This is a genomic window from Ornithinibacillus gellani (assembly GCF_003730295.1).
GTDB classification, from domain to species: Bacteria; Bacillota; Bacilli; order Bacillales; family Amphibacillaceae; genus Ornithinibacillus_A; species Ornithinibacillus_A gellani.
Genome location: NZ_QTSZ01000037.1, coordinates 44,770 through 62,246, shown reverse-complemented (window position 1 = coordinate 62,246; position 17,477 = coordinate 44,770). Strand labels below are relative to the sequence as shown.

The following is a 17,477-nucleotide window of genomic DNA, read 5'->3' as shown; positions in this document are numbered from 1 at the left end:
TGCAGGTTAATAAGGTGGCTGACGCTTACTAGAGCGCAGCCACCTTTCATCAGCGTTTCCTTTATACTTTCCTGTTACTCATAAAAATCAAATATTTAAGTTGATGGTCGATTAGGGCCTTCCAATTTCTTGTCGCCACGATACAACGCTCGATCCTGTTGTTTCTTCGGGGGACGTGTTTCTTTTCTACCTTGTTTATTAGATGATTTGTGATTCATGTACATACCTCCTGTTTATTTTGAGATCTTTTGACTTCTTTTGTATATCCAGTTCTAGTTTTGTCGAATGGGAAGGAGTATATTCAAAAACAGCGAAATATATCATAATCTTAATAAAGAAAAGGGTGGTTACATGCGTGAAGTTTTATATGATATGAAAAGAAACAATGTGTCCATCGCAGATTTGATGTCAGGTTTAGAAAAAATGAATCATCAGCTTGAACAGATTGATCAACAAATTACGAAAAAAGTAAACCGTGAAATTTGGAATTATTACTACCGTCAATACGATAGAATGGGGAAGATACACGCACGTACAGATGCACATAAGGAAATATAAAGTGAAATTTCAATCAGTGGGGGTTTTCGTACTTTCCCAACTGTTTGTTAGTTGAACCAATCAAGCCTGTTGATCTGTGATAAAAGTACGAAATAACAATCTATATAAATATCATGGCATACGACACGATAAACCGTTTTATACATTTCAAAAAAGCATATCAACATTTGGCGTGAAATGTTGTATACTTAAAAGCAAAGTGAAATGTGCAAAGGCGGTTTTTTTGTCATGGACTTAAAGGAAAAAACAATCATATTAAAGAAGCACACAGACGAATTAAAAAATAGGTACGAAAGTCACGAACCACCCGAAAATCGTAAGGATCGTGATTTTTTTCAAATGGTAAAGACAGAAACCTCTCCAATCTATGATTTATTAGCCCAATGGGAGGAAGAAACACTTGCGGTTGTAAAAACGAAGAATATCAATTTACACCCTCATCAGGTTACATCAACACGTGAAAACCTGGAGCTATTGCTTATGCATAGTTACTTTATTGATGCGAGACGAAAGCGCTATATGGAACTAAATCACTCTGTACAATATATATTTGATCAGCTCGTTCGAGAGCTCGATAGGTTACATTCAGATGCAACAGAATGAAAGGAGTACAACACATGTCAAATAAAGAACAATTAATTCAGGCTGCCGTTCAAATGAAGAATAAAGCGTATGTTCCTTACTCAAAATTCCCAGTTGGAGCAGCACTCTTAACTGCTTCTGGTAAAATATATACAGGCTGTAATATCGAAAATGCTGCTTACTCTGTTACATGTTGCGCGGAAAGAGTTGCTATCTTCAAGGCCGTATCAGAAGGGGAAACTGATTTTGTAGGTATGGCTGTCGCTGCCAACACAAAACGTCCCGTACCACCTTGTGGTGCTTGTCGCCAGGTAATGAGTGAATTCTTCACAGATTCTATGCCAATCCACCTAACGAATGAAGCAGAAAAACATGAGACTTTTTCAATGAAAGAACTACTTCCATTTTCATTTTCTCCTCAGGATATGGACTAGACCGTTTCATGAAAATCGGTATGGTATGAAATTTTTTATGGTATAATAAAACATACACATTGAAATAGCATGGAATATAGACCTTGAAACTTTTGTATGATAATTGATAATTCCATTCATAAATTGATGAGGTGACAAAATGAATACAAATCAGATTCAATTTACCGGTAAAGAAATACTTGAAAAAGACTTTAAAACAGCTATGCGAGGATACAATCAGGAAGAAGTAGATGAATTTCTAGATGCCATTATACAGGACTATGAAACCTTCCAATATGAAATTGACCGATTGAAACAGGAAAATGAGCGCCTTCGCAAAGATTCCGATCATGTTAGAACAAGATCAGCAACACCAAATCATCAAGTGAATTATGATATCTTGAAGCGACTTTCCAACTTGGAAAAAGCTGTGTTTGGTAAAAAGTTTGCCAATGGTGATTCATGATGATTTGCTATTTCCAGCAATAGGAATAGTGAAATATTCATGTTATTATGATATAATTACTTGTGGATAATAATTGGATGCTTATGCAATCGCTGTATGTTTACATGCAGAGGAAAGTCCATGCTCACACAGATTGCGATGTCTGTAGTGTTCGTGCTTGACGAAATCATAAGTCAAGGTAGCTATTATAGCTAACGGCAGGAGGTCTCCTAAGTCCTTTCGGGGATATGGACTGCACTCCTTGAAAGTGCCACAGTGACGGAGCCAGTAGGGAAACGTACTGGGTGGAACGAGGTAAACCCCACGAGTGAGCAACCCAAATAATGGTAGGGGCATCCTTAAGTAGGGAAATGAACCGAAAGAGGGACAGGCTATTGCCTGTAGATAGATGATTGCACCCGGCGTACGAGGCTGACCACCGTTTGCAGTACTATGGGACAGAACATGGCTTATCGAGCATTCAATGGTCCATCATACATAGTCGTAAAACCTTTTGTTGCAGTTTTAAGCTACGAAAGGTTTTTTTATTTATTTTTTAGTAGTATATGCTACACTTGACTTAATTTCATTATAAACGAAGGGATCGACAAATATGGCTCAACACGTTACATTAATTGCTACAGCTGCCATGGGCCTTGAATCAGTGGTTGCAAATGAGGTAAAGAATCTTGGTTATGAAACATCCGTCTCAAATGGGAAAGTTCGCTTTGATGCACCGGTATCCGCTATTCCACGCTGTAATCTATGGTTGAGAACGGCAGATCGGGTAAAATTACTTGCGGGAGAATTCAAAGCAACGACATTTGATGAATTATTTGAAGGGGTGAAGGCTATCCCATGGGAGAATTTTATTAGTGAGGATGGTCAATTTCCAGTCACTGGTAAATCCCATAAGTCTACTTTATACAGTGTGCCTGATTGTCAAGCTATCGTCAAAAAAGCAATTGCAGAACGTTTAAAATGGAAATACGGTGTTGCTTCCAGGATGGCAGAAACCGGCGCATTGTACAAGGTTGAAATTGCCCTACATAAAGATATTGCAACTTTAACAATTGATACGAGTGGTGATGGTTTGCATAAGCGTGGTTATCGAACAGGGCAGGGGGAGGCACCATTAAAAGAAACACTTGCTGCTGCCTTAATTCTTCTAACAAACTGGAAACCAGATCATCCACTTATCGATCCATTTTGCGGCTCTGGCACCATTCCAATTGAAGCTGCATTGATTGGACAGAATATTGCTCCTGGATTTAATCGAAACTTTGCTTCCGAAGACTGGGGACTTATCCGTCATGCATATTGGGAATCAGCATTTGAAGAAGCAGAAAATCTAGCTAAATATGATCAGAAATTGGACATACAGGGGGCAGATATTGATCATAATATGATCAGCATCGCGATGAACAATAGTCAGGAAGCTGGGCTAGGAGATTTAATATCCTGGAAACAAATGCAAGTTAAAGATTTATTTCCGCGGAAGAAAAATGGTTATATTATCGGAAATCCTCCGTATGGAGAGCGAATCAGCACAAGGGATAGGGTTATAGAAATGTATCAAGATCTAGGTAATGTAATGAAACAGCATCCATCATGGAGTGTTTATATCATTACGGCATTTGAAGCCTTTGAGCAATATTATGGTCAGAAAGCTACCAAAAAACGGAAGCTATTTAACGGTTTCATTCGGACTGACTACTATCAATACTTTGGAAAATGGGAGAAATAAACGCTTTTCAAACGAAAAGCCACATTGCTGTTTTAAGCATTGTGGCTTTTATCATATCTTAATTAATCGTACTCATGATTCTTTTGTATACTTTTTCTTTATCGAACCCATTTCCCATTGCAAACTTTTCTAACAGGTTGTTGTTTTCATCCATAAAATATGCAAAAGTGGAATGAATGATATCTCCGGTTCCCGGATCTCGATACATAAAGCCGAGGGAGTCAGCAACCTTTTTCGTGTTTTCTTCTGAGCTCCTTAGAAACTTCCAACCATCATCGGCTGATGTCACTTCAAATCGACCAGCATAATCACGTAGAACATCTTGTGTATCGTCTCTTGGGTTAATGGTAATCGTTATAAATTCAACCTTATCTCCAAATACACCTTCCTCCATCAATTCCTGACGAAGCTTAGACATTTCAAGTGTTGTTGTTGGACAGACATCCGGACAATTGGTATACATAAATTCAATTAATCGAGCTTTCTTTGGCATATCAGCAAATGCATATTCCTCATCAAAGGCTGATTCCATAACCACGTCAGCAGGTAATTCTGCATTTCCGGAACGAACAACGGTCAAATAAAAGATACCTGCTGAAATTCCAATAACGAGTAACACAGAGAAACTTATATATAATTTCTTCAAAACCTTCCCTCCAATTTTTCATGATAATCGATTGCAAAATCTCCATGTAGCACGTATCACGATGTATAGCGTAGATCATAGAGGGAAGGGAATCCCTCTATGCTACCATAATCGGAAACCTTTTGAACCAGGAGGTGCATTCTGGATGATATCGATAAATGGTATGGTGTAGGCAAATAAAATAAGTGCAACCGTTACACCAATCCATAGCTTCCAATTTTCAAATACTTTCGGTGTTTCACCAGCATCTTCGGAAACTTCAGCAATTGGAAATTCTTCCTCACCTTTAGGGGCGAAAAATGCCAAGTTAACAAAGATGATCAGCATAATAATCATCCCAATAAAGAGGATGGATCCACCTACAGCCTGTGCCAACTGATATGGTCCCCATGCAGCAGTATCTGCATTTCCAAGATATTCGGAATAAGCAGAGCGTCGTGGTCCACCTAACAATCCTTGCCAATGCATTGCACCGGACATAATTGCCATACCGACAGACCAAACAATCGTTTGTATAATACCTAATCTATTCATTTTTGCAGTTAATTTACGCCCTGTAACGGAAGGCACAAGCCAATATGCAATTCCAAAGAATGTTAAGATAACGGAAGTTGCCGCAGTTAAATGAAAATGTCCCGTTACCCAAATGGTGTTGTGAATGACTTGGTTCATTTGGTTGGATGCATTAATAATTCCACCAGCTCCACCTGGAATAAACCAAAGCATTCCAATGAATGGTGCAAGGAAACGAACATCCTTCCAAGGCATTTTTTTCACCCAACCAAATAACCCTTTACCGCCTAGTTCACGACCGCGTGCTTCAAAGGTTGCAAACAGAGAGAATGCGGTCATTAAAGACGGAATAACGACTAGAAATGTCAAGATAACTTGCATATACTTCCAGAATGGATCAATACCAGGCTCTGTTAACTGGTGGTGGAATCCAACTGGAATGGAAAATAACAACAATAAAATAAAAGACAGTCTTGCTAATGAATCGGAGAAAATTTTTCCACCGACAATTTTTGGAATGATGGCGTACCATGCCATGTAAGCAGGTAACAACCAGAAATACACAAGTGGATGTCCGAAATACCAAAATAGGGTACGACTTACCAGCACATCAATGCTATCAACTAATCCTAAAGACCATGGGATGAATTGAAGCAATACAGTTGCTGCAACACCAATTGTAGCAATGAGCCACATCAACATCGTGATAACCGCCATAAAGCTTAATAATGGTGTGCGTTCACCGGGATTTTCTTTACGCCATCTCGCATGGCGACGAAAGATAACAAAGCCTTCCAGCCAGCTACCGACAATTACTAACGTAAGACCAATATAAAAGCCTGGATGGGCCATTAACGGTGCATAAAATGTATAAAGCACAGATGCTTCATTCAAAAGAATAAAGATGGTTGTGGTAATGACCCCGGTTGTCATCATCCAGAAACCAGCCCAACCCCATTTTCTTTCTCCTGATGTATATTTTCCTGCTGTTTTACTTTGAACAGCTACCATAAAGCCTAGAATAAAGAATGTCGTTAATACGAGCCCTAATACGACCCCATGCACTGTAAGAATCTGATAATAGCCAATTCCAAATGGTAATGTAAATTTCCCAGACCGTTCTAGTGTCTGTAATAACCCCATAGATGCACCAACAAATAATGCTGCAAAAGCCACATACATATGTGCCATCGTCAATTTTGCATCTGGAGCATGAATGCTTCGTATAGCTTTCATCATTATTCAATCACCTCGATCGTTGCTGCCATTAGGTGATGGCCAGCACCACAATATTCGTTACAAACGAGCGTAAATTTGCCAGTATTTTTAAATGTATTGGTATAAGTACTGATATAACCTGGCTCAAGCATCATGTTAACGTTTGTTCCAGCCAATTCAAATCCATGAACCACATCTGTCGTTGTGACATTAAAATGAACGGTAGCACCCTTTGGTATTTGAATGAGCTTCTCATTATTACCAACATCGAAGTTAAATGCTGAAGCTACGATTGTCAGCTGGTATTCATTGTCGCCAAGCTGTTTTAATCCAGGTTCATCAAATGGAGCTGTTTCATGAACCTTTTCTGGGTTAAGTGTTACTGCACAGCTTGGTGGTTGGTTCCCCATATAGAATGCACTAATTCCTACTACTGTTAAAAAAACCAATAATGTAGCTGTTCCAAACAGCAGCCATATTTTCTCGTATTTATGCATATTCATATGCTCAATTCTCTCCTTTCTGTTTTAGCGATAGAGATATAAAGCCCATACACCAATCCAGGTAATAATAATAAATCCACCTATTAACATGACGGAAATGAAGGTTCCTTTAAGTGAATCTTTTTCCTCCACTTCAGGACTTTCAACAGCCTGCTTTTTTAACTGTGATTTGGGCATAACATGGACGCTCCTTTCCTATTCAATAAATGACCCGACTACTGCAACGGAAGTTCAAATCTAAATATGGTGTTGATTGACAACATGCTTAGACGTAAGGATTGCAGTAGGTGAAGTCCTATTTTTATCATACACAATACAACAATAGGATTAAGTCATTTTTATACGCTTTCACAAATTGTTCAATAACCCTAAATTAGTTGATAGCATTGATTTTACTAACCTTTTTGTTAATAAAGTTTGTGAAGTATTTATGGCTGTTTTGGTAATAAATTATGAAATAAAGCACAAGATAGATAGAAATGAATAGGCGAGGAATACATTTTTTGAAAAATATTTTAATAATGTTATCTAACTTGTTGTGAAATATGAGATGAAAATGGGTGATTTTATGGCGACAATTGCAGCTATTGGGAGGGGAATTCCGGAGCATACATTAAAACAGTCTTCCGTGAAACAATTGATTCCAAAATTATTTGATTTTCCGCAGGCAGAGATAGATAAATTATTGCCTGTATTTGATCATGCTGCTGTTTCAGAAAGACAGATTGTCGTTCCTCCTGCATGGTTTATGGGGGAGTACTCGTTTGCTGAAGCGAATGAACAGTATTTAAAGAAGGCATTGCAATATTCCTTACAAGCCACAGATGAATGCTTAATGAACACGTCTTATTTATCAAAGGCAGTTCCATATGATGCGATTGATGCGATTATCTACGTTTCGAGTACTGGAATTGCAACACCTACAATAGATGCCAGAATGATGAATGAACGAGGCTTTCGTGATGATGTTGTACGTATGCCTTTATGGGGACTTGGCTGTGCCGGTGGGGCAAGTGCACTTTCCAGGGCCTATGATTGGCTTCAGGCCTATCCGGATAAACTTGTCCTCATTGTTTGCTGCGAGCTATGCAGCCTAACCTTTCAAAAACAGGATCAGCAAATGAGCAACTTCATTGGAACGGCTATTTTCGGTGATGGAGCTGCTGCGGCATTAATGATTGGTGATCAATCCTCTGTACAAAGCTTTCTATTAAAAGGGAAACCACAAGTGATGGCTACCAATTCTTTTACCCAAAAACATAGTTTGGATGCCATGGGCTGGGAGCTTACCAACGATGGCTTAGAGGTCATCTTTTCAAAAGAAATCCCGAACCTTGTGAATTCCTTATGGAAGAAACATGTTCAGACATTTTTAAAATCAATGAATATGCATTTGGGTATGCTAGATCGATTTCTCGTCCACCCTGGTGGTAAAAAAATTCTTACCACGATGGAAGACAGTTTACAGCTAACAAAGGATCAACTCATATACGCATATGATGTATTAAAATGGCATGGGAATATGTCATCCGCTACAATTCTTTATGTTATCAACAATTGGCTGCTACAAGAGGAAAATAAATTAGGATATCATTTATTAGCTGCATTGGGACCCGGTTTCAGTTCAGAATTGCTTATGCTTAGGTGGGATGAATCATGACGATATGGATGTGGTTATTCATTATTGCTATCATTTGTCAGCGATTGATAGAGCTAGTCATTGCCAAACATAATGAACAATGGATGAAAGAGAGAGGGGGAGTGGAGCAAGGGGAAACACATTATAAATGGATGGTCTTATTGCATGTAATATTTTTTCTTTCACTGTTGACGGAGGCCCATCTTCAAACGGCAAATATTTCATTTCATCTTGGATTATTTCTGATTTTTTTAATTGCACAGTTGGGAAGGGTTTGGTGTATCACCAGCTTAGGGAAATTTTGGAACACAAAAATTATCGTGCTTCCTAATGTAGCATTAATTACAAGGGGACCATACAAATGGGTGAAGCACCCAAATTATATTATTGTTGGTATAGAAATGTTTGTTATTCCACTGCTTGTCGGTGCCTATTGGACAGCTTTTCTATTTCCAATTCTACATGTATTACTCTTAAAAATTCGAGTACCGGAAGAAGAGCGAGCCCTTCGAAAAGCTGGTGTTCCAGATTAAAGATTTGAATCATGCAACAACCAAAAAAAGCGGTAATCCGATGATTACCGCTTTTTATCATTGATCATATGATTAGTTTTTGGTTACGTTAGCTGCTTGAGGCCCGCGTTCACCTTCTACAATTTCGAAAGTAACTTCTTGACCTTCTTCCAGTGATTTAAATCCTTCTTCTTGAATGGCGGAATAATGTACGAAAACATCATTTCCTTCCTCAACCTGGATGAAACCATAACCTTTTTCTGCGTTGAACCATTTTACTACTCCGTTTTCCATGTAAATTAATCCTCCTAAAAAAACGTTCACGTAAAACGTATTAATACAAATCAGATAAAATGATATCAAAAAGGCAGCTCTATAGATTATTGGACCATACATCCACTTCTATAGAAGCTGCCTTTTAATGATCCAAACATCCGCTTTGCTTGCATTTAATATAGCGTATTTTATCAGTCCAGTCAAGGGTTTTATCCATATCTGAACCCATAATGCATGAATTACCTAAATAATATGAATGTTTCTCCGGGAATTATCCTTAATATTTATTTTTTTCTTATTTGCTTCTTTAATTTCTTGTACATACAGAAGGATTAGGATTCATTTACAGCCTTTTTATTCAAAATGAAAGCGCTTTTGTTTTAGGTGAAAAATCTGTATAAATGATATACACTAGGATTAGCATTTGACAAGGGAGAGTTGTACATGAAAACAGATATCGAAATTGCACAGGAAGCCCAATTAAAGCCAATTCGCGACATAGCCGAACAGCTCGGTTTACAGGATCATGATTGGGAGCCTTATGGACATACAAAGGCAAAGCTATCCGATAAATTACTACATCAATTGGATGATAAACCAGACGGTAAAATTATTCTGGTTACTTCTATTAATCCGACTCCAGCTGGCGAAGGGAAATCGACTGTAACGGTTGGATTGGGACAAGCATTGAATCGTCTTGGAAAGAAAGCAGTGATTGCTTTACGAGAGCCATCCCTTGGCCCAGTTATGGGGATGAAGGGCGGAGCAGCAGGCGGAGGCTATTCCCAAGTACTGCCAATGGAGGATATAAATTTACATTTCACGGGGGACTTACATGCCATAACAACGGCAAATAATGCACTTGCAGCAATGCTGGATAATCATATTCATCGTGGCAATGAATTAAATATTGATCCTCGTCGAGTAGAATGGAAGCGTGTAATGGATATGAATGATCGTGCATTACGCCAAATTGTTGTTGGTCTTGGTGGTCCACTCCGTGGCGTACCACGTGAAGATGGATTCAATATTACCGTTGCTTCAGAAATTATGGCAATCTTATGTCTGGCTACAGGTTTAGAAGATTTAAAGGCTAGGCTGGCAAATATCGTAATTGCTTATACATATGATGAAAAGCCAATTACCGTAAAGGATCTGGCTATTGAGGGAGCACTTACACTTTTACTAAAGGATGCAATTAAACCAAATCTGGTACAAACACTTGAAAATACGCCAGCCATTATTCATGGAGGGCCATTCGCTAATATTGCCCATGGCTGTAACAGTATCATGGCAACGAAAACAGCAGCTAAGCTTGGAGAATATGTTGTTACAGAAGCTGGCTTTGGTGCAGATTTAGGGGCAGAGAAGTTCCTGGATATTAAGTCTCGTGCAGGTAATTTTGAAACGGATGCCGTCGTTATTGTTGCTACCGTCCGTGCTTTAAAAATGCATGGTGGAGCGGCCAAAGATGAATTAAAGCAGGAAGACATTGAGGCACTAAAAGCAGGAATGGAAAACTTAAACAAGCATATTGAAACCATTGAACAATTCGGACTGCCATATGTTGTAGCTATTAATAAGTTTCCTACCGACACGAAAGCCGAAACAGATTTCATTGAAAATTGGTGTGCATCCCGAGATATTGAAGTAGCTTTAACAGATGTGTGGGCAAAAGGCGGAGAGGGCGGCATAGAACTTGCTGAAAAAATCATGCAAAAAACAAAATCTGCTGACCGTCACTTTAAACATATGTATGACCTGGATGATTCATTGGAAACCAAAATTAGAAAAATAGCACAAAACGTTTACGGTGCAGACGATATTGAATTATCACCAAAAGCGAAAAAGCAAGTCAGCTTTTATGAACAGCAAGGATGGGGGAAATTACCAGTCTGCATGGCTAAAACGCAGTATTCCTTATCAGACAATCCCAGCCTAGTCGGGCGCCCAACAGGCTTCACCATTTCCATTCGCGAATTAAGACCGTCAGTAGGAGCAGGATTTATTGTTGTACTTACTGGCGATATGATGACCATGCCTGGACTTCCGTTAAAGCCAGCCACGCTTAACATGGATGTAACAGAAGATGGAAAGATCACCGGGTTGTTTTAAATGAACCAAGAAAAGCAACTAGCATGTATTGAAGATTATGTATATCAATTATTCCAAGACGATGCATCTGGTCATGATTTCTTTCATATGAAGCGTGTCGCGCATACAGCTGGAAAGCTGGCAGAAACAGAAGGTGCTGATCGATTTATTTGCACAGCTGCTGCATGGTTGCATGATGTAGGAGATAAAAAACTATTTCAAGATCCATTACAAGCAATCCAATCGATGAAAGACTTTCTCGTTTCGATTCAGATGCCTCGTTCAACTATCCAGGAGATAGAGCATATTATAGCGAATGTTTCCTTTTCCAAAGGTAACATTCCGCATTCAATAGAGGGAAAAATTGTACAAGATGCTGATCGAATGGATGCCATCGGAGCAATTGGTATTGCTAGAACCTTTGCCTATGGTGGAGCAAAGGGAAACTTGATTCATCATCCAACGAATCCATCAGCATCCATCCAACATTTCTATGACAAACTATTAAAATTGAAGGATCAATTGAATACTGCTGCAGCTAAAACGATGGCATCATCACGTCATCAGTTTATGGAAACATTTCTAGAGCAATTTCTGCAGGAATGGGAAGGGAACACGTAATTAGGAAAGGGGATGTCATCAACAGAGAACATCCCCTTTCTTTACTTCCATCACATATTCAGATTACTGCTTTTAAGGTATTCTTGCTGCACCTAGATATTTGTTAGACCAATATGATTCTGCTAATTTGGCAGTGGTAACACCACGTGATTGACCTGCGTGAATAAATTCGCCATTACCAATATAGATGCCGACATGTGATGGGCCTGGTTTGTATGTTTCAAAAAACACAAGATCACCAACAGACGGCTCCGCTACCGGACTAGAATAATTCCATAAATCATGCACCGTTCGAGGCAACGTATGACGCTTTCCACTAAATATATATTGAATAAATCCACTGCAATCAAAACCGGAAGGGGAAGTACCGCCCCATACATATGGGGTTCCTATTAATGCCTTAGCATGTTGAACGGCATTTGCTTCTTGCGCAGCTGCTGCTTTCACAGGTACTTTTTTTGTCTCGGTTGTTTGTGTTTGAGCCACTTCCTTTTCCACAGTTTCCATTGCTGTTTCAGTTTGCTGAGCCTGCATTTTTTGTTCCTGTAACTGTTGTTCCTGCTGTACAGCCTCTGAAACTGCAATTAGCGTATGTCCAGCATGATTAGTAAGTGGGATTCCATGGGCTTCTTCAGCAATCTTTAATGCTTTTGCTGTTAAAGGTCCATACATCCCATCAATTTCACCTTCATAATAACCAAAATGCTGTAGCGCCTCTTGGACCACCGCTACATCATCTGCATGCATACCGGGATAAATAGCTGTCGACAAGCCTTTTAGCTTTTTAAGCAAACGTTTGTTTTCCAGTTTTTCTAAAATGAAGATGGTTTCTGCGTCCATTTGTCCAGTAGTTTTCAGCTGATACTGTTGTTGTAGCTTTTTTAAGGCATGTTCCGTCAATACACCAAAATCACCATCTACATCATCTGGATAAAAGGATGATTGATATAATTTGTACTGCAGCTGCCGGACGGTTTTCCCATGGGCTCCAAAAGAAAGCCCCTCCGACTGCTGAAGCGAACGAGTCGCATTTGGATTGGCATCTACATAAATCGCAAACGGCTGGCTTGCAATCAGACTATACACCATGGAATGTTTGACTACTTTTTCCAGCGTAGCACTTTGCATGTTTTGCTTCTCCTTTCTTTACCACACTCTTTTACAATTTTTATGGGTATTTGATGCCTACTATGAATTACGTTTTCGTTACAAAGATTTTATTTGGCGTAAAAATGTAATGTGATACAATGAATAGGATAAATCGTAATATCCTGATATCATCATTTATTCACGGATAAAAATAAGTAAAAATCATCAATAAATTGGAGGGATTTGCATGAGCAAAGGGGAACAAGCATATTTAGATCTTTGTCAGCACATTTTATCAAACGGGGTAAAAAAAGATGATCGCACCAATACTGGCACTTACTCTGTGTTTGGACATCAAATGCGTTTCAATTTGCAGGAAGGCTTTCCTTTATTAACTACAAAGAAAGTACCTTTCCGATTAGTAGCGAGTGAATTGCTCTGGTTTATAAAAGGCGACACCAACATCCGCTATTTATTAGAAAACAATAACAATATATGGAATGAGTGGGCATTTAAAAAATGGGTGGAAAGCGAAGCGTATACAGGTCCGGATATGACGGATTTTGGTAATCGAAGCTTAGTTGATCCGGACTTTAATGAAAGCTATCAGAAGGAATTACAGCTATTTAAAGAACGTATTTTAACAGATGATGCGTTCGCAAAGGCATATGGTGATCTTGGCTTTGTATACGGGAAACAATGGCGCAGCTGGAAAACATCCAATCATGAAACCATTGATCAATTAAAGGATGTAGTGGAAGCAATTCAAAAAACACCTGATTCACGCAGATTAATCGTATCTGCATGGAATCCTGAGGATATACCAAGCATGGCCTTACCACCATGTCATACATTATTTCAGTTTTATGTACAAAATGGTAAGCTTTCATGCCAGCTATACCAGCGAAGTGCTGACGTATTCTTAGGCGTACCATTTAATATAGCTAGCTACGCTTTACTTACACATTTAATTGCACATGAATGTAATTTAGATGTAGGTGAATTTGTGCATACACTTGGAGACGCACATATTTATTCCAATCACACCGAACAAGTGATGACACAACTTAAAAGAGACATTCGGGAATTTCCACAATTAAAAATAAATAAAGAGAAGTATTCTATTTTTGATTTTGAGCTATCCGACTTTGAATTAATTGGGTATCAACCACATCCGACCATTAAAGCACCGATAGCAGTATAGAGGAGGCACAACGATGATTTCTTTACTTGTTGCCATGGATCGTAACCAGCTTATAGGAGCAGACAATGACCTACCTTGGCATTTGCCAAAGGATTTACAGTTTTTTAAACAAAAAACAACCGGGAACACCATTGTGATGGGAAGAAAAACCTTTGAATCCATTGGCAGAGTGTTGCCAAACCGAAAAAACATTGTCCTGACGAGAAATAAAAACCTGACTTTTCCAGAAGGCGTTGAAGTTATTCACGATGTAAAGGAAATTGAAGCTTGGCAGAAAAAACATCCACAGGACGAGTTATTCATCATTGGCGGAGGTAATTTAATTAAACAGATGTTACCAGCCGCTGATCGGATGTATATTACTTGGATTGATCATCGCTTTGAAGGGGATGTGTTTTTTCCAGCGTTTTCTGATGAGGAATGGGCGCTGACCTCGAAAGTAAAAGGGGAAAAGGATGAAAAAAATCCATATGATTATTATTTTTTGCAATATGATCGAAAATCAAAACAATAATTCCTTGAATGGGGGAACCCTGACATGAATATTGGTGGCATCATCTTATCAGGCGGAAAATCTTCCCGGATGGGGACTAATAAATCCTTACTGACTCTTCAAGGCAGGGCGGTAATCGAACATGTTGAGGAAGCACTTCAGTCCTGCTGTAATACAGTCGGTATCGTAACCAATGATATGGAACAATACGCCCATCTAGGGCTTCCAATGTACTGCGACAGATTTGTTGATAAAGGGCCATTAGCGGGATTGGAATCTGGTTTGTTTCATATGAAAGCGGATATTTATGTTGTCGCAGCATGTGATATGCCATTCATCAATCCTGATATGTACCGCTATTTGTTGTGCCAGCTAAAGACGCATGATGCGGTAGTTCCATACTATGATAACCAGTTACACCCACTAGCGGGCGTCTATCGTGCTTGCGTGCTCCCTGCTATACAAGAACAGTTACAGAGGGATAAGCGAAAGGTAAAAAGCTTTTTTAACCATATAGATATGCTTCAAATCGATACATTTCCCGGATTTACGCAAGAAGTATTACAAAAGCATTTTTTCAATATGAACTACCCGGAACAATATGAAGCAGCAAAGTCTTTTTAAACTTTTCTATTCAAGTGAAACATGTTAAACTGAGTAGAGAAACAATACATAGTGAGTGGGATTTGAACATTATGTGTATTTTTCATTGATTGGATGATAGCTATAAGCAAATAGAGTATACTTTATACTAACTTGCAAAGAAGGTGACAAGATGTTCCAAAATATTGGATTCCCAGGTTTAATTTTAATATTAATTATTGCACTAGTCATTTTTGGTCCTAAAAAGCTGCCTGAGATTGGTAAAGCTGCTGGACAAACGCTACGTGAATTTAAGAAATCCACTCGAGACTTAACAAGTGATGTTACTGACGAGTTGGATGAAGCTAAGGAAATTATTAAAGAAAATAAATAATTGATTCTATACTTGGAGTGGTGGTCTTTATGTTTAGCAATATTGGCTTCCCGGGGTTAATACTTATCCTCGTAACAGCACTCATTGTGTTCGGGCCAGACAAGCTCCCGGAAATTGGTAAAGCATTTGGCTCTTCATTGAAGGAATTTAAAAATGCCACCAAAGATATCGTGGATGATCGTTCCGCGAAAGAAAAAAAGTAATGACGATGCGTACACAGGCTGAAGGTGTAAGGTACTTACCTTACATCTTCTTTTATGTCAGAATGAACGGAAGTGTAAATAGATGGCAGTACATACTCATCCCAATTCAGAAAAAGAAATGAATGTTACTGGACATTTAACAGAACTAAGGAACCGACTAATTGTTACAGTCGTATTTTTCATTTTGTTTTTTGGCCTTGGTTTTTATTTTGTAAAAGATATTTATCACTTTTTTGAATCTGGGCTCGATATGAAATTAAATATTATTAGCCCTGGCGAAGTATTTTGGATATACTTTACGATTGCAGGTATGGTTGCCATTGCAGGTACTTTGCCGATTTTCGCGCTTCAAGTATGGCTGTTTATTCGCCCTGGCCTAACTTCGAAAGAAAGAAAGGCTTCACTCGCATACATCCCTGCTTTATTTATCTTATTTATTGTGGGGCTTGTGTTTGGGTATACGGTTTTTATTAAACTAATTATGCCATTTTTATTCCAATTAAGTGATGGTATGTTTAATGAAATGTTTACAGTGGAGCGCTATTTTAAATTTGTAATCCGTGTGACATTGCCATTTGCAATTTTATTTGAAATACCAATTGTCGCTATGTTTCTAACAAGTTTAGGTATACTTACTCCTACATTTATGAAGAAAACAAGGAAATACGCATATTTTGTTTTGGTGATTATTGGGGCTGCTGTAACACCTCCCGATTTCGTGCTACAGCTTGTTGTTGCCGTTCCATTAATCTTATTGTATGAGGTTAGTATCCATCTTTCGGCTATCGTATATCGTAGAAAGCAACGCAAGCACGAAGAATTCATGAAGCAGGATAGCCTATAAGTAAGGGGAATAAAGCGATGCAAACATTTTATCAATTTTTGATGACCTACCGCGGAAAGCTAAAGCCAGATGATGAAAGCAGGCTGGCAGAGTGGGCTTTTTTAGATCATCTATTCCCTAAGTATTCCACTTCTTATCAAGAGATCAGTGATTATTTGGAATGGAATAGTCCATTTTCTACTGCGCTTGTCGTGTTTGATGCATTATGGGAGAAATATGAAAATCAATAATTACATCCGATCCTCATAAAAGGGTCGGATTTTTTGATGTGTATATTGATTATCATCCTTCATACGATGTATAATAAGAACATATGTTTGTTTATGGAGGGAAACATCATGAATCAGGATCGTGGAAGCATCAAATGGACATCCCTGATGCTGCCGGAGCATGTCGTCCTGTTAAAAGAATTATACGAACAGGATCAGCATGTACAGCAACCAGAAATCGATGAACAGCAAGTGGAACACATCCATTCCATCATTATGGAAGCGCAGCGGGAGCAAACACCCATATGTATTTCTTATTACAGTAAAAAGCAGGTCAACAATGTAACTGGATTTATTCAATCTGTAGATTCCAACACACAACAAGTAATCCTTGAAAATAAACTAAAAAATAAAATCATCATTCCCGCGAAAAATCTAATTGATGCACAGCATGTATAATCATATTTTGGAAATCATAAGGTTATATAAGTATAGAAGAACCGATATTTCGTCCCACTTCGCTTGATTTCGTCAAAATATGCAACTGTAATTGGTGGCTTTTGTAGTTTTATGCGCTTGCCCGGGAAATATCCAGGAGATATTTCCACCCCTTTATGCCCGCACGCTTTTTTTAGCTAGGCGTACAATAGAAAGAAAGGTGCATCCTATAAAAGCAGATGCCTAATAACAAT

At 38.6% G+C, this 17,477-nt stretch carries 24 protein-coding genes and 1 other RNA gene; 18 read left to right on the top strand and 7 right to left on the bottom strand.

All coding sequences use genetic code 11. The annotated features are described in order from the left end of the window. Positions 1–95: 95 nt before the first annotated feature. The gene (locus DX933_RS18740; protein ID WP_263363195.1) at positions 96–218 is read right to left on the bottom strand and encodes a hypothetical protein; all 123 of its coding nucleotides are present in this window, start codon (positions 216–218) and stop codon (positions 96–98) included. Positions 219–351: 133 nt separating this feature from the next. Between DX933_RS18740 and DX933_RS10650 the strand changes: the two genes are divergently transcribed. The 6 genes from DX933_RS10650 to DX933_RS10625 all read left to right on the top strand — a co-directional run bounded on the left by DX933_RS10650 (position 352) and on the right by DX933_RS10625 (position 3,745). After that, positions 352–558, top strand: a complete 207-nt coding sequence (locus DX933_RS10650) for a hypothetical protein (RefSeq protein WP_123316417.1) — start codon at positions 352–354, stop codon at positions 556–558. Between the two features lie 228 nt (positions 559–786). Further along, a complete protein-coding gene (locus DX933_RS10645; protein WP_123316416.1) occupies positions 787–1,161 on the top strand; it encodes a DUF1798 family protein in 375 nt (124 codons plus the stop codon). A 14-nt stretch (positions 1,162–1,175) separates the two neighbouring features. After that, the gene (locus tag DX933_RS10640; RefSeq protein WP_123316415.1) at positions 1,176–1,574 is read left to right on the top strand and encodes a cytidine deaminase; all 399 of its coding nucleotides are present in this window, start codon (positions 1,176–1,178) and stop codon (positions 1,572–1,574) included. Between the two features lie 139 nt (positions 1,575–1,713). Continuing rightward, the gene (gpsB, locus tag DX933_RS10635; RefSeq protein ID WP_123316414.1) at positions 1,714–2,019 is read left to right on the top strand and encodes a cell division regulator GpsB; all 306 of its coding nucleotides are present in this window, start codon (positions 1,714–1,716) and stop codon (positions 2,017–2,019) included. 77 nt (positions 2,020–2,096) lie between these two features. Continuing rightward, positions 2,097–2,476, top strand: an RNA gene (rnpB, locus tag DX933_RS10630) — RNase P RNA component class B. Between the two features lie 135 nt (positions 2,477–2,611). Then, positions 2,612–3,745, top strand: coding sequence for a THUMP domain-containing class I SAM-dependent RNA methyltransferase (locus DX933_RS10625; protein WP_123316413.1), 1,134 nt, complete (start codon positions 2,612–2,614; stop codon positions 3,743–3,745). Between the two features lie 58 nt (positions 3,746–3,803). Here the strand turns inward: DX933_RS10625 and DX933_RS10620 are convergent, their stop codons facing one another. The 4 genes from DX933_RS10620 to DX933_RS10605 all read right to left on the bottom strand — a co-directional run bounded on the left by DX933_RS10620 (position 3,804) and on the right by DX933_RS10605 (position 6,802). After that, positions 3,804–4,391: an SCO family protein gene (locus DX933_RS10620; RefSeq protein ID WP_123316412.1), complete on the bottom strand. Its 588-nt coding sequence runs from the start codon at positions 4,389–4,391 to the stop codon at positions 3,804–3,806. A 102-nt stretch (positions 4,392–4,493) separates the two neighbouring features. After that, complete coding sequence (locus tag DX933_RS10615) at positions 4,494–6,143, bottom strand: b(o/a)3-type cytochrome-c oxidase subunit 1 (protein WP_397316364.1); 1,650 nt, start codon at positions 6,141–6,143, stop codon at positions 4,494–4,496. Then, positions 6,143–6,625: a cytochrome c oxidase subunit II gene (locus tag DX933_RS10610; protein ID WP_123316411.1), complete on the bottom strand. Its 483-nt coding sequence runs from the start codon at positions 6,623–6,625 to the stop codon at positions 6,143–6,145. The genes DX933_RS10615 and DX933_RS10610 overlap by 1 nt, the downstream gene beginning before the upstream one ends. Positions 6,626–6,649: 24 nt before the next feature. Then, the gene (locus DX933_RS10605) at positions 6,650–6,802 is read right to left on the bottom strand and encodes a cytochrome c oxidase subunit 2A (RefSeq protein WP_123316410.1); all 153 of its coding nucleotides are present in this window, start codon (positions 6,800–6,802) and stop codon (positions 6,650–6,652) included. A gap of 391 nt (positions 6,803–7,193) precedes the next feature. On the opposite strand from DX933_RS10605, the gene DX933_RS10600 reads away from it, so the two are divergent. Both DX933_RS10600 and DX933_RS10595 read left to right on the top strand, forming a co-directional pair. Further along, the gene (locus DX933_RS10600) at positions 7,194–8,285 is read left to right on the top strand and encodes a type III polyketide synthase (protein ID WP_123316728.1); all 1,092 of its coding nucleotides are present in this window, start codon (positions 7,194–7,196) and stop codon (positions 8,283–8,285) included. Beyond that, on the top strand, positions 8,282–8,797 hold the full coding sequence (locus DX933_RS10595; protein WP_123316409.1) for an isoprenylcysteine carboxyl methyltransferase family protein: 516 nt from the start codon (positions 8,282–8,284) through the stop codon (positions 8,795–8,797). The genes DX933_RS10600 and DX933_RS10595 overlap by 4 nt, the downstream gene beginning before the upstream one ends. Before the next feature lie 72 nt (positions 8,798–8,869). Here the strand turns inward: DX933_RS10595 and DX933_RS10590 are convergent, their stop codons facing one another. Next, the gene (locus tag DX933_RS10590) at positions 8,870–9,070 is read right to left on the bottom strand and encodes a cold-shock protein (protein WP_123316408.1); all 201 of its coding nucleotides are present in this window, start codon (positions 9,068–9,070) and stop codon (positions 8,870–8,872) included. A 426-nt stretch (positions 9,071–9,496) separates the two neighbouring features. Between DX933_RS10590 and DX933_RS10585 the strand changes: the two genes are divergently transcribed. Then, positions 9,497–11,167 carry a formate--tetrahydrofolate ligase gene (locus tag DX933_RS10585; protein ID WP_123316407.1) on the top strand — a complete coding sequence of 557 codons (1,671 nt, stop codon included), beginning with the start codon at positions 9,497–9,499 and terminating at the stop codon, positions 11,165–11,167. Further along, positions 11,168–11,767, top strand: a complete 600-nt coding sequence (locus DX933_RS10580) for an HD domain-containing protein (protein WP_123316406.1) — start codon at positions 11,168–11,170, stop codon at positions 11,765–11,767. It abuts the gene before it with no gap. Between the two features lie 72 nt (positions 11,768–11,839). Here DX933_RS10580 and DX933_RS18820 read toward each other — a convergent pair whose 3' ends face one another. Continuing rightward, positions 11,840–12,895 (bottom strand): C40 family peptidase, encoded by a 1,056-nt coding sequence (locus DX933_RS18820; RefSeq protein ID WP_123316405.1) that lies wholly within the window; start codon positions 12,893–12,895, stop codon positions 11,840–11,842. Between the two features lie 208 nt (positions 12,896–13,103). Between DX933_RS18820 and DX933_RS10570 the strand changes: the two genes are divergently transcribed. The 8 genes from DX933_RS10570 to DX933_RS10535 all read left to right on the top strand — a co-directional run bounded on the left by DX933_RS10570 (position 13,104) and on the right by DX933_RS10535 (position 17,244). Next, positions 13,104–14,060 carry a thymidylate synthase gene (locus tag DX933_RS10570; RefSeq protein ID WP_123316404.1) on the top strand — a complete coding sequence of 319 codons (957 nt, stop codon included), beginning with the start codon at positions 13,104–13,106 and terminating at the stop codon, positions 14,058–14,060. Positions 14,061–14,073: 13 nt separating this feature from the next. Continuing rightward, on the top strand, positions 14,074–14,574 hold the full coding sequence (locus DX933_RS10565) for a dihydrofolate reductase (protein ID WP_123316403.1): 501 nt from the start codon (positions 14,074–14,076) through the stop codon (positions 14,572–14,574). A 24-nt stretch (positions 14,575–14,598) separates the two neighbouring features. Continuing rightward, entirely contained in the window at positions 14,599–15,177 is a 579-nt protein-coding gene (mobA, locus tag DX933_RS10560; protein WP_123316402.1) for a molybdenum cofactor guanylyltransferase, read from the top strand. Positions 15,178–15,328: 151 nt separating this feature from the next. Then, complete coding sequence (locus tag DX933_RS10555) at positions 15,329–15,529, top strand: twin-arginine translocase TatA/TatE family subunit (protein ID WP_123316401.1); 201 nt, start codon at positions 15,329–15,331, stop codon at positions 15,527–15,529. Positions 15,530–15,558: 29 nt separating this feature from the next. Continuing rightward, the gene (locus tag DX933_RS10550; protein ID WP_123316400.1) at positions 15,559–15,732 is read left to right on the top strand and encodes a twin-arginine translocase TatA/TatE family subunit; all 174 of its coding nucleotides are present in this window, start codon (positions 15,559–15,561) and stop codon (positions 15,730–15,732) included. An 82-nt stretch (positions 15,733–15,814) separates the two neighbouring features. Further along, on the top strand, positions 15,815–16,576 hold the full coding sequence (tatC, locus tag DX933_RS10545; protein WP_123316399.1) for a twin-arginine translocase subunit TatC: 762 nt from the start codon (positions 15,815–15,817) through the stop codon (positions 16,574–16,576). A gap of 17 nt (positions 16,577–16,593) precedes the next feature. Then, on the top strand, positions 16,594–16,806 hold the full coding sequence (locus tag DX933_RS10540; protein WP_123316398.1) for a YozE family protein: 213 nt from the start codon (positions 16,594–16,596) through the stop codon (positions 16,804–16,806). 108 nt (positions 16,807–16,914) lie between these two features. Continuing rightward, entirely contained in the window at positions 16,915–17,244 is a 330-nt protein-coding gene (locus DX933_RS10535) for a YolD-like family protein (RefSeq protein ID WP_190279491.1), read from the top strand. Positions 17,245–17,477: the final 233 nt, after the last annotated feature.

Coding starts and splice junctions, on each gene's coding strand:
- DX933_RS10615 (WP_397316364.1), bottom strand. CDS start 6,143: ATGATGAAAGCTATACGAAGCATTCATGCTCCAGATGCAAAATTGACG.
- DX933_RS10650 (WP_123316417.1), top strand. CDS start 352: ATGCGTGAAGTTTTATATGATATGAAAAGAAACAATGTGTCCATCGCA.
- DX933_RS10555 (WP_123316401.1), top strand. CDS start 15,329: ATGTTCCAAAATATTGGATTCCCAGGTTTAATTTTAATATTAATTATT.
- DX933_RS10565 (WP_123316403.1), top strand. CDS start 14,074: ATGATTTCTTTACTTGTTGCCATGGATCGTAACCAGCTTATAGGAGCA.
- DX933_RS10570 (WP_123316404.1), top strand. CDS start 13,104: ATGAGCAAAGGGGAACAAGCATATTTAGATCTTTGTCAGCACATTTTA.
- DX933_RS10640 (WP_123316415.1), top strand. CDS start 1,176: ATGTCAAATAAAGAACAATTAATTCAGGCTGCCGTTCAAATGAAGAAT.
- DX933_RS10540 (WP_123316398.1), top strand. CDS start 16,594: ATGCAAACATTTTATCAATTTTTGATGACCTACCGCGGAAAGCTAAAG.
- DX933_RS10625 (WP_123316413.1), top strand. CDS start 2,612: ATGGCTCAACACGTTACATTAATTGCTACAGCTGCCATGGGCCTTGAA.
- DX933_RS10550 (WP_123316400.1), top strand. CDS start 15,559: ATGTTTAGCAATATTGGCTTCCCGGGGTTAATACTTATCCTCGTAACA.
- DX933_RS10595 (WP_123316409.1), top strand. CDS start 8,282: ATGACGATATGGATGTGGTTATTCATTATTGCTATCATTTGTCAGCGA.
- DX933_RS10585 (WP_123316407.1), top strand. CDS start 9,497: ATGAAAACAGATATCGAAATTGCACAGGAAGCCCAATTAAAGCCAATT.
- DX933_RS18820 (WP_123316405.1), bottom strand. CDS start 12,895: ATGCAAAGTGCTACGCTGGAAAAAGTAGTCAAACATTCCATGGTGTAT.
- DX933_RS10645 (WP_123316416.1), top strand. CDS start 787: ATGGACTTAAAGGAAAAAACAATCATATTAAAGAAGCACACAGACGAA.
- DX933_RS10610 (WP_123316411.1), bottom strand. CDS start 6,625: ATGAATATGCATAAATACGAGAAAATATGGCTGCTGTTTGGAACAGCT.
- DX933_RS10580 (WP_123316406.1), top strand. CDS start 11,168: ATGAACCAAGAAAAGCAACTAGCATGTATTGAAGATTATGTATATCAA.
- DX933_RS10600 (WP_123316728.1), top strand. CDS start 7,194: ATGGCGACAATTGCAGCTATTGGGAGGGGAATTCCGGAGCATACATTA.
- tatC (WP_123316399.1), top strand. CDS start 15,815: ATGGCAGTACATACTCATCCCAATTCAGAAAAAGAAATGAATGTTACT.
- gpsB (WP_123316414.1), top strand. CDS start 1,714: ATGAATACAAATCAGATTCAATTTACCGGTAAAGAAATACTTGAAAAA.
- DX933_RS10535 (WP_190279491.1), top strand. CDS start 16,915: ATGAATCAGGATCGTGGAAGCATCAAATGGACATCCCTGATGCTGCCG.
- mobA (WP_123316402.1), top strand. CDS start 14,599: ATGAATATTGGTGGCATCATCTTATCAGGCGGAAAATCTTCCCGGATG.
- DX933_RS18740 (WP_263363195.1), bottom strand. CDS start 218: ATGAATCACAAATCATCTAATAAACAAGGTAGAAAAGAAACACGTCCC.
- DX933_RS10605 (WP_123316410.1), bottom strand. CDS start 6,802: ATGCCCAAATCACAGTTAAAAAAGCAGGCTGTTGAAAGTCCTGAAGTG.
- DX933_RS10590 (WP_123316408.1), bottom strand. CDS start 9,070: ATGGAAAACGGAGTAGTAAAATGGTTCAACGCAGAAAAAGGTTATGGT.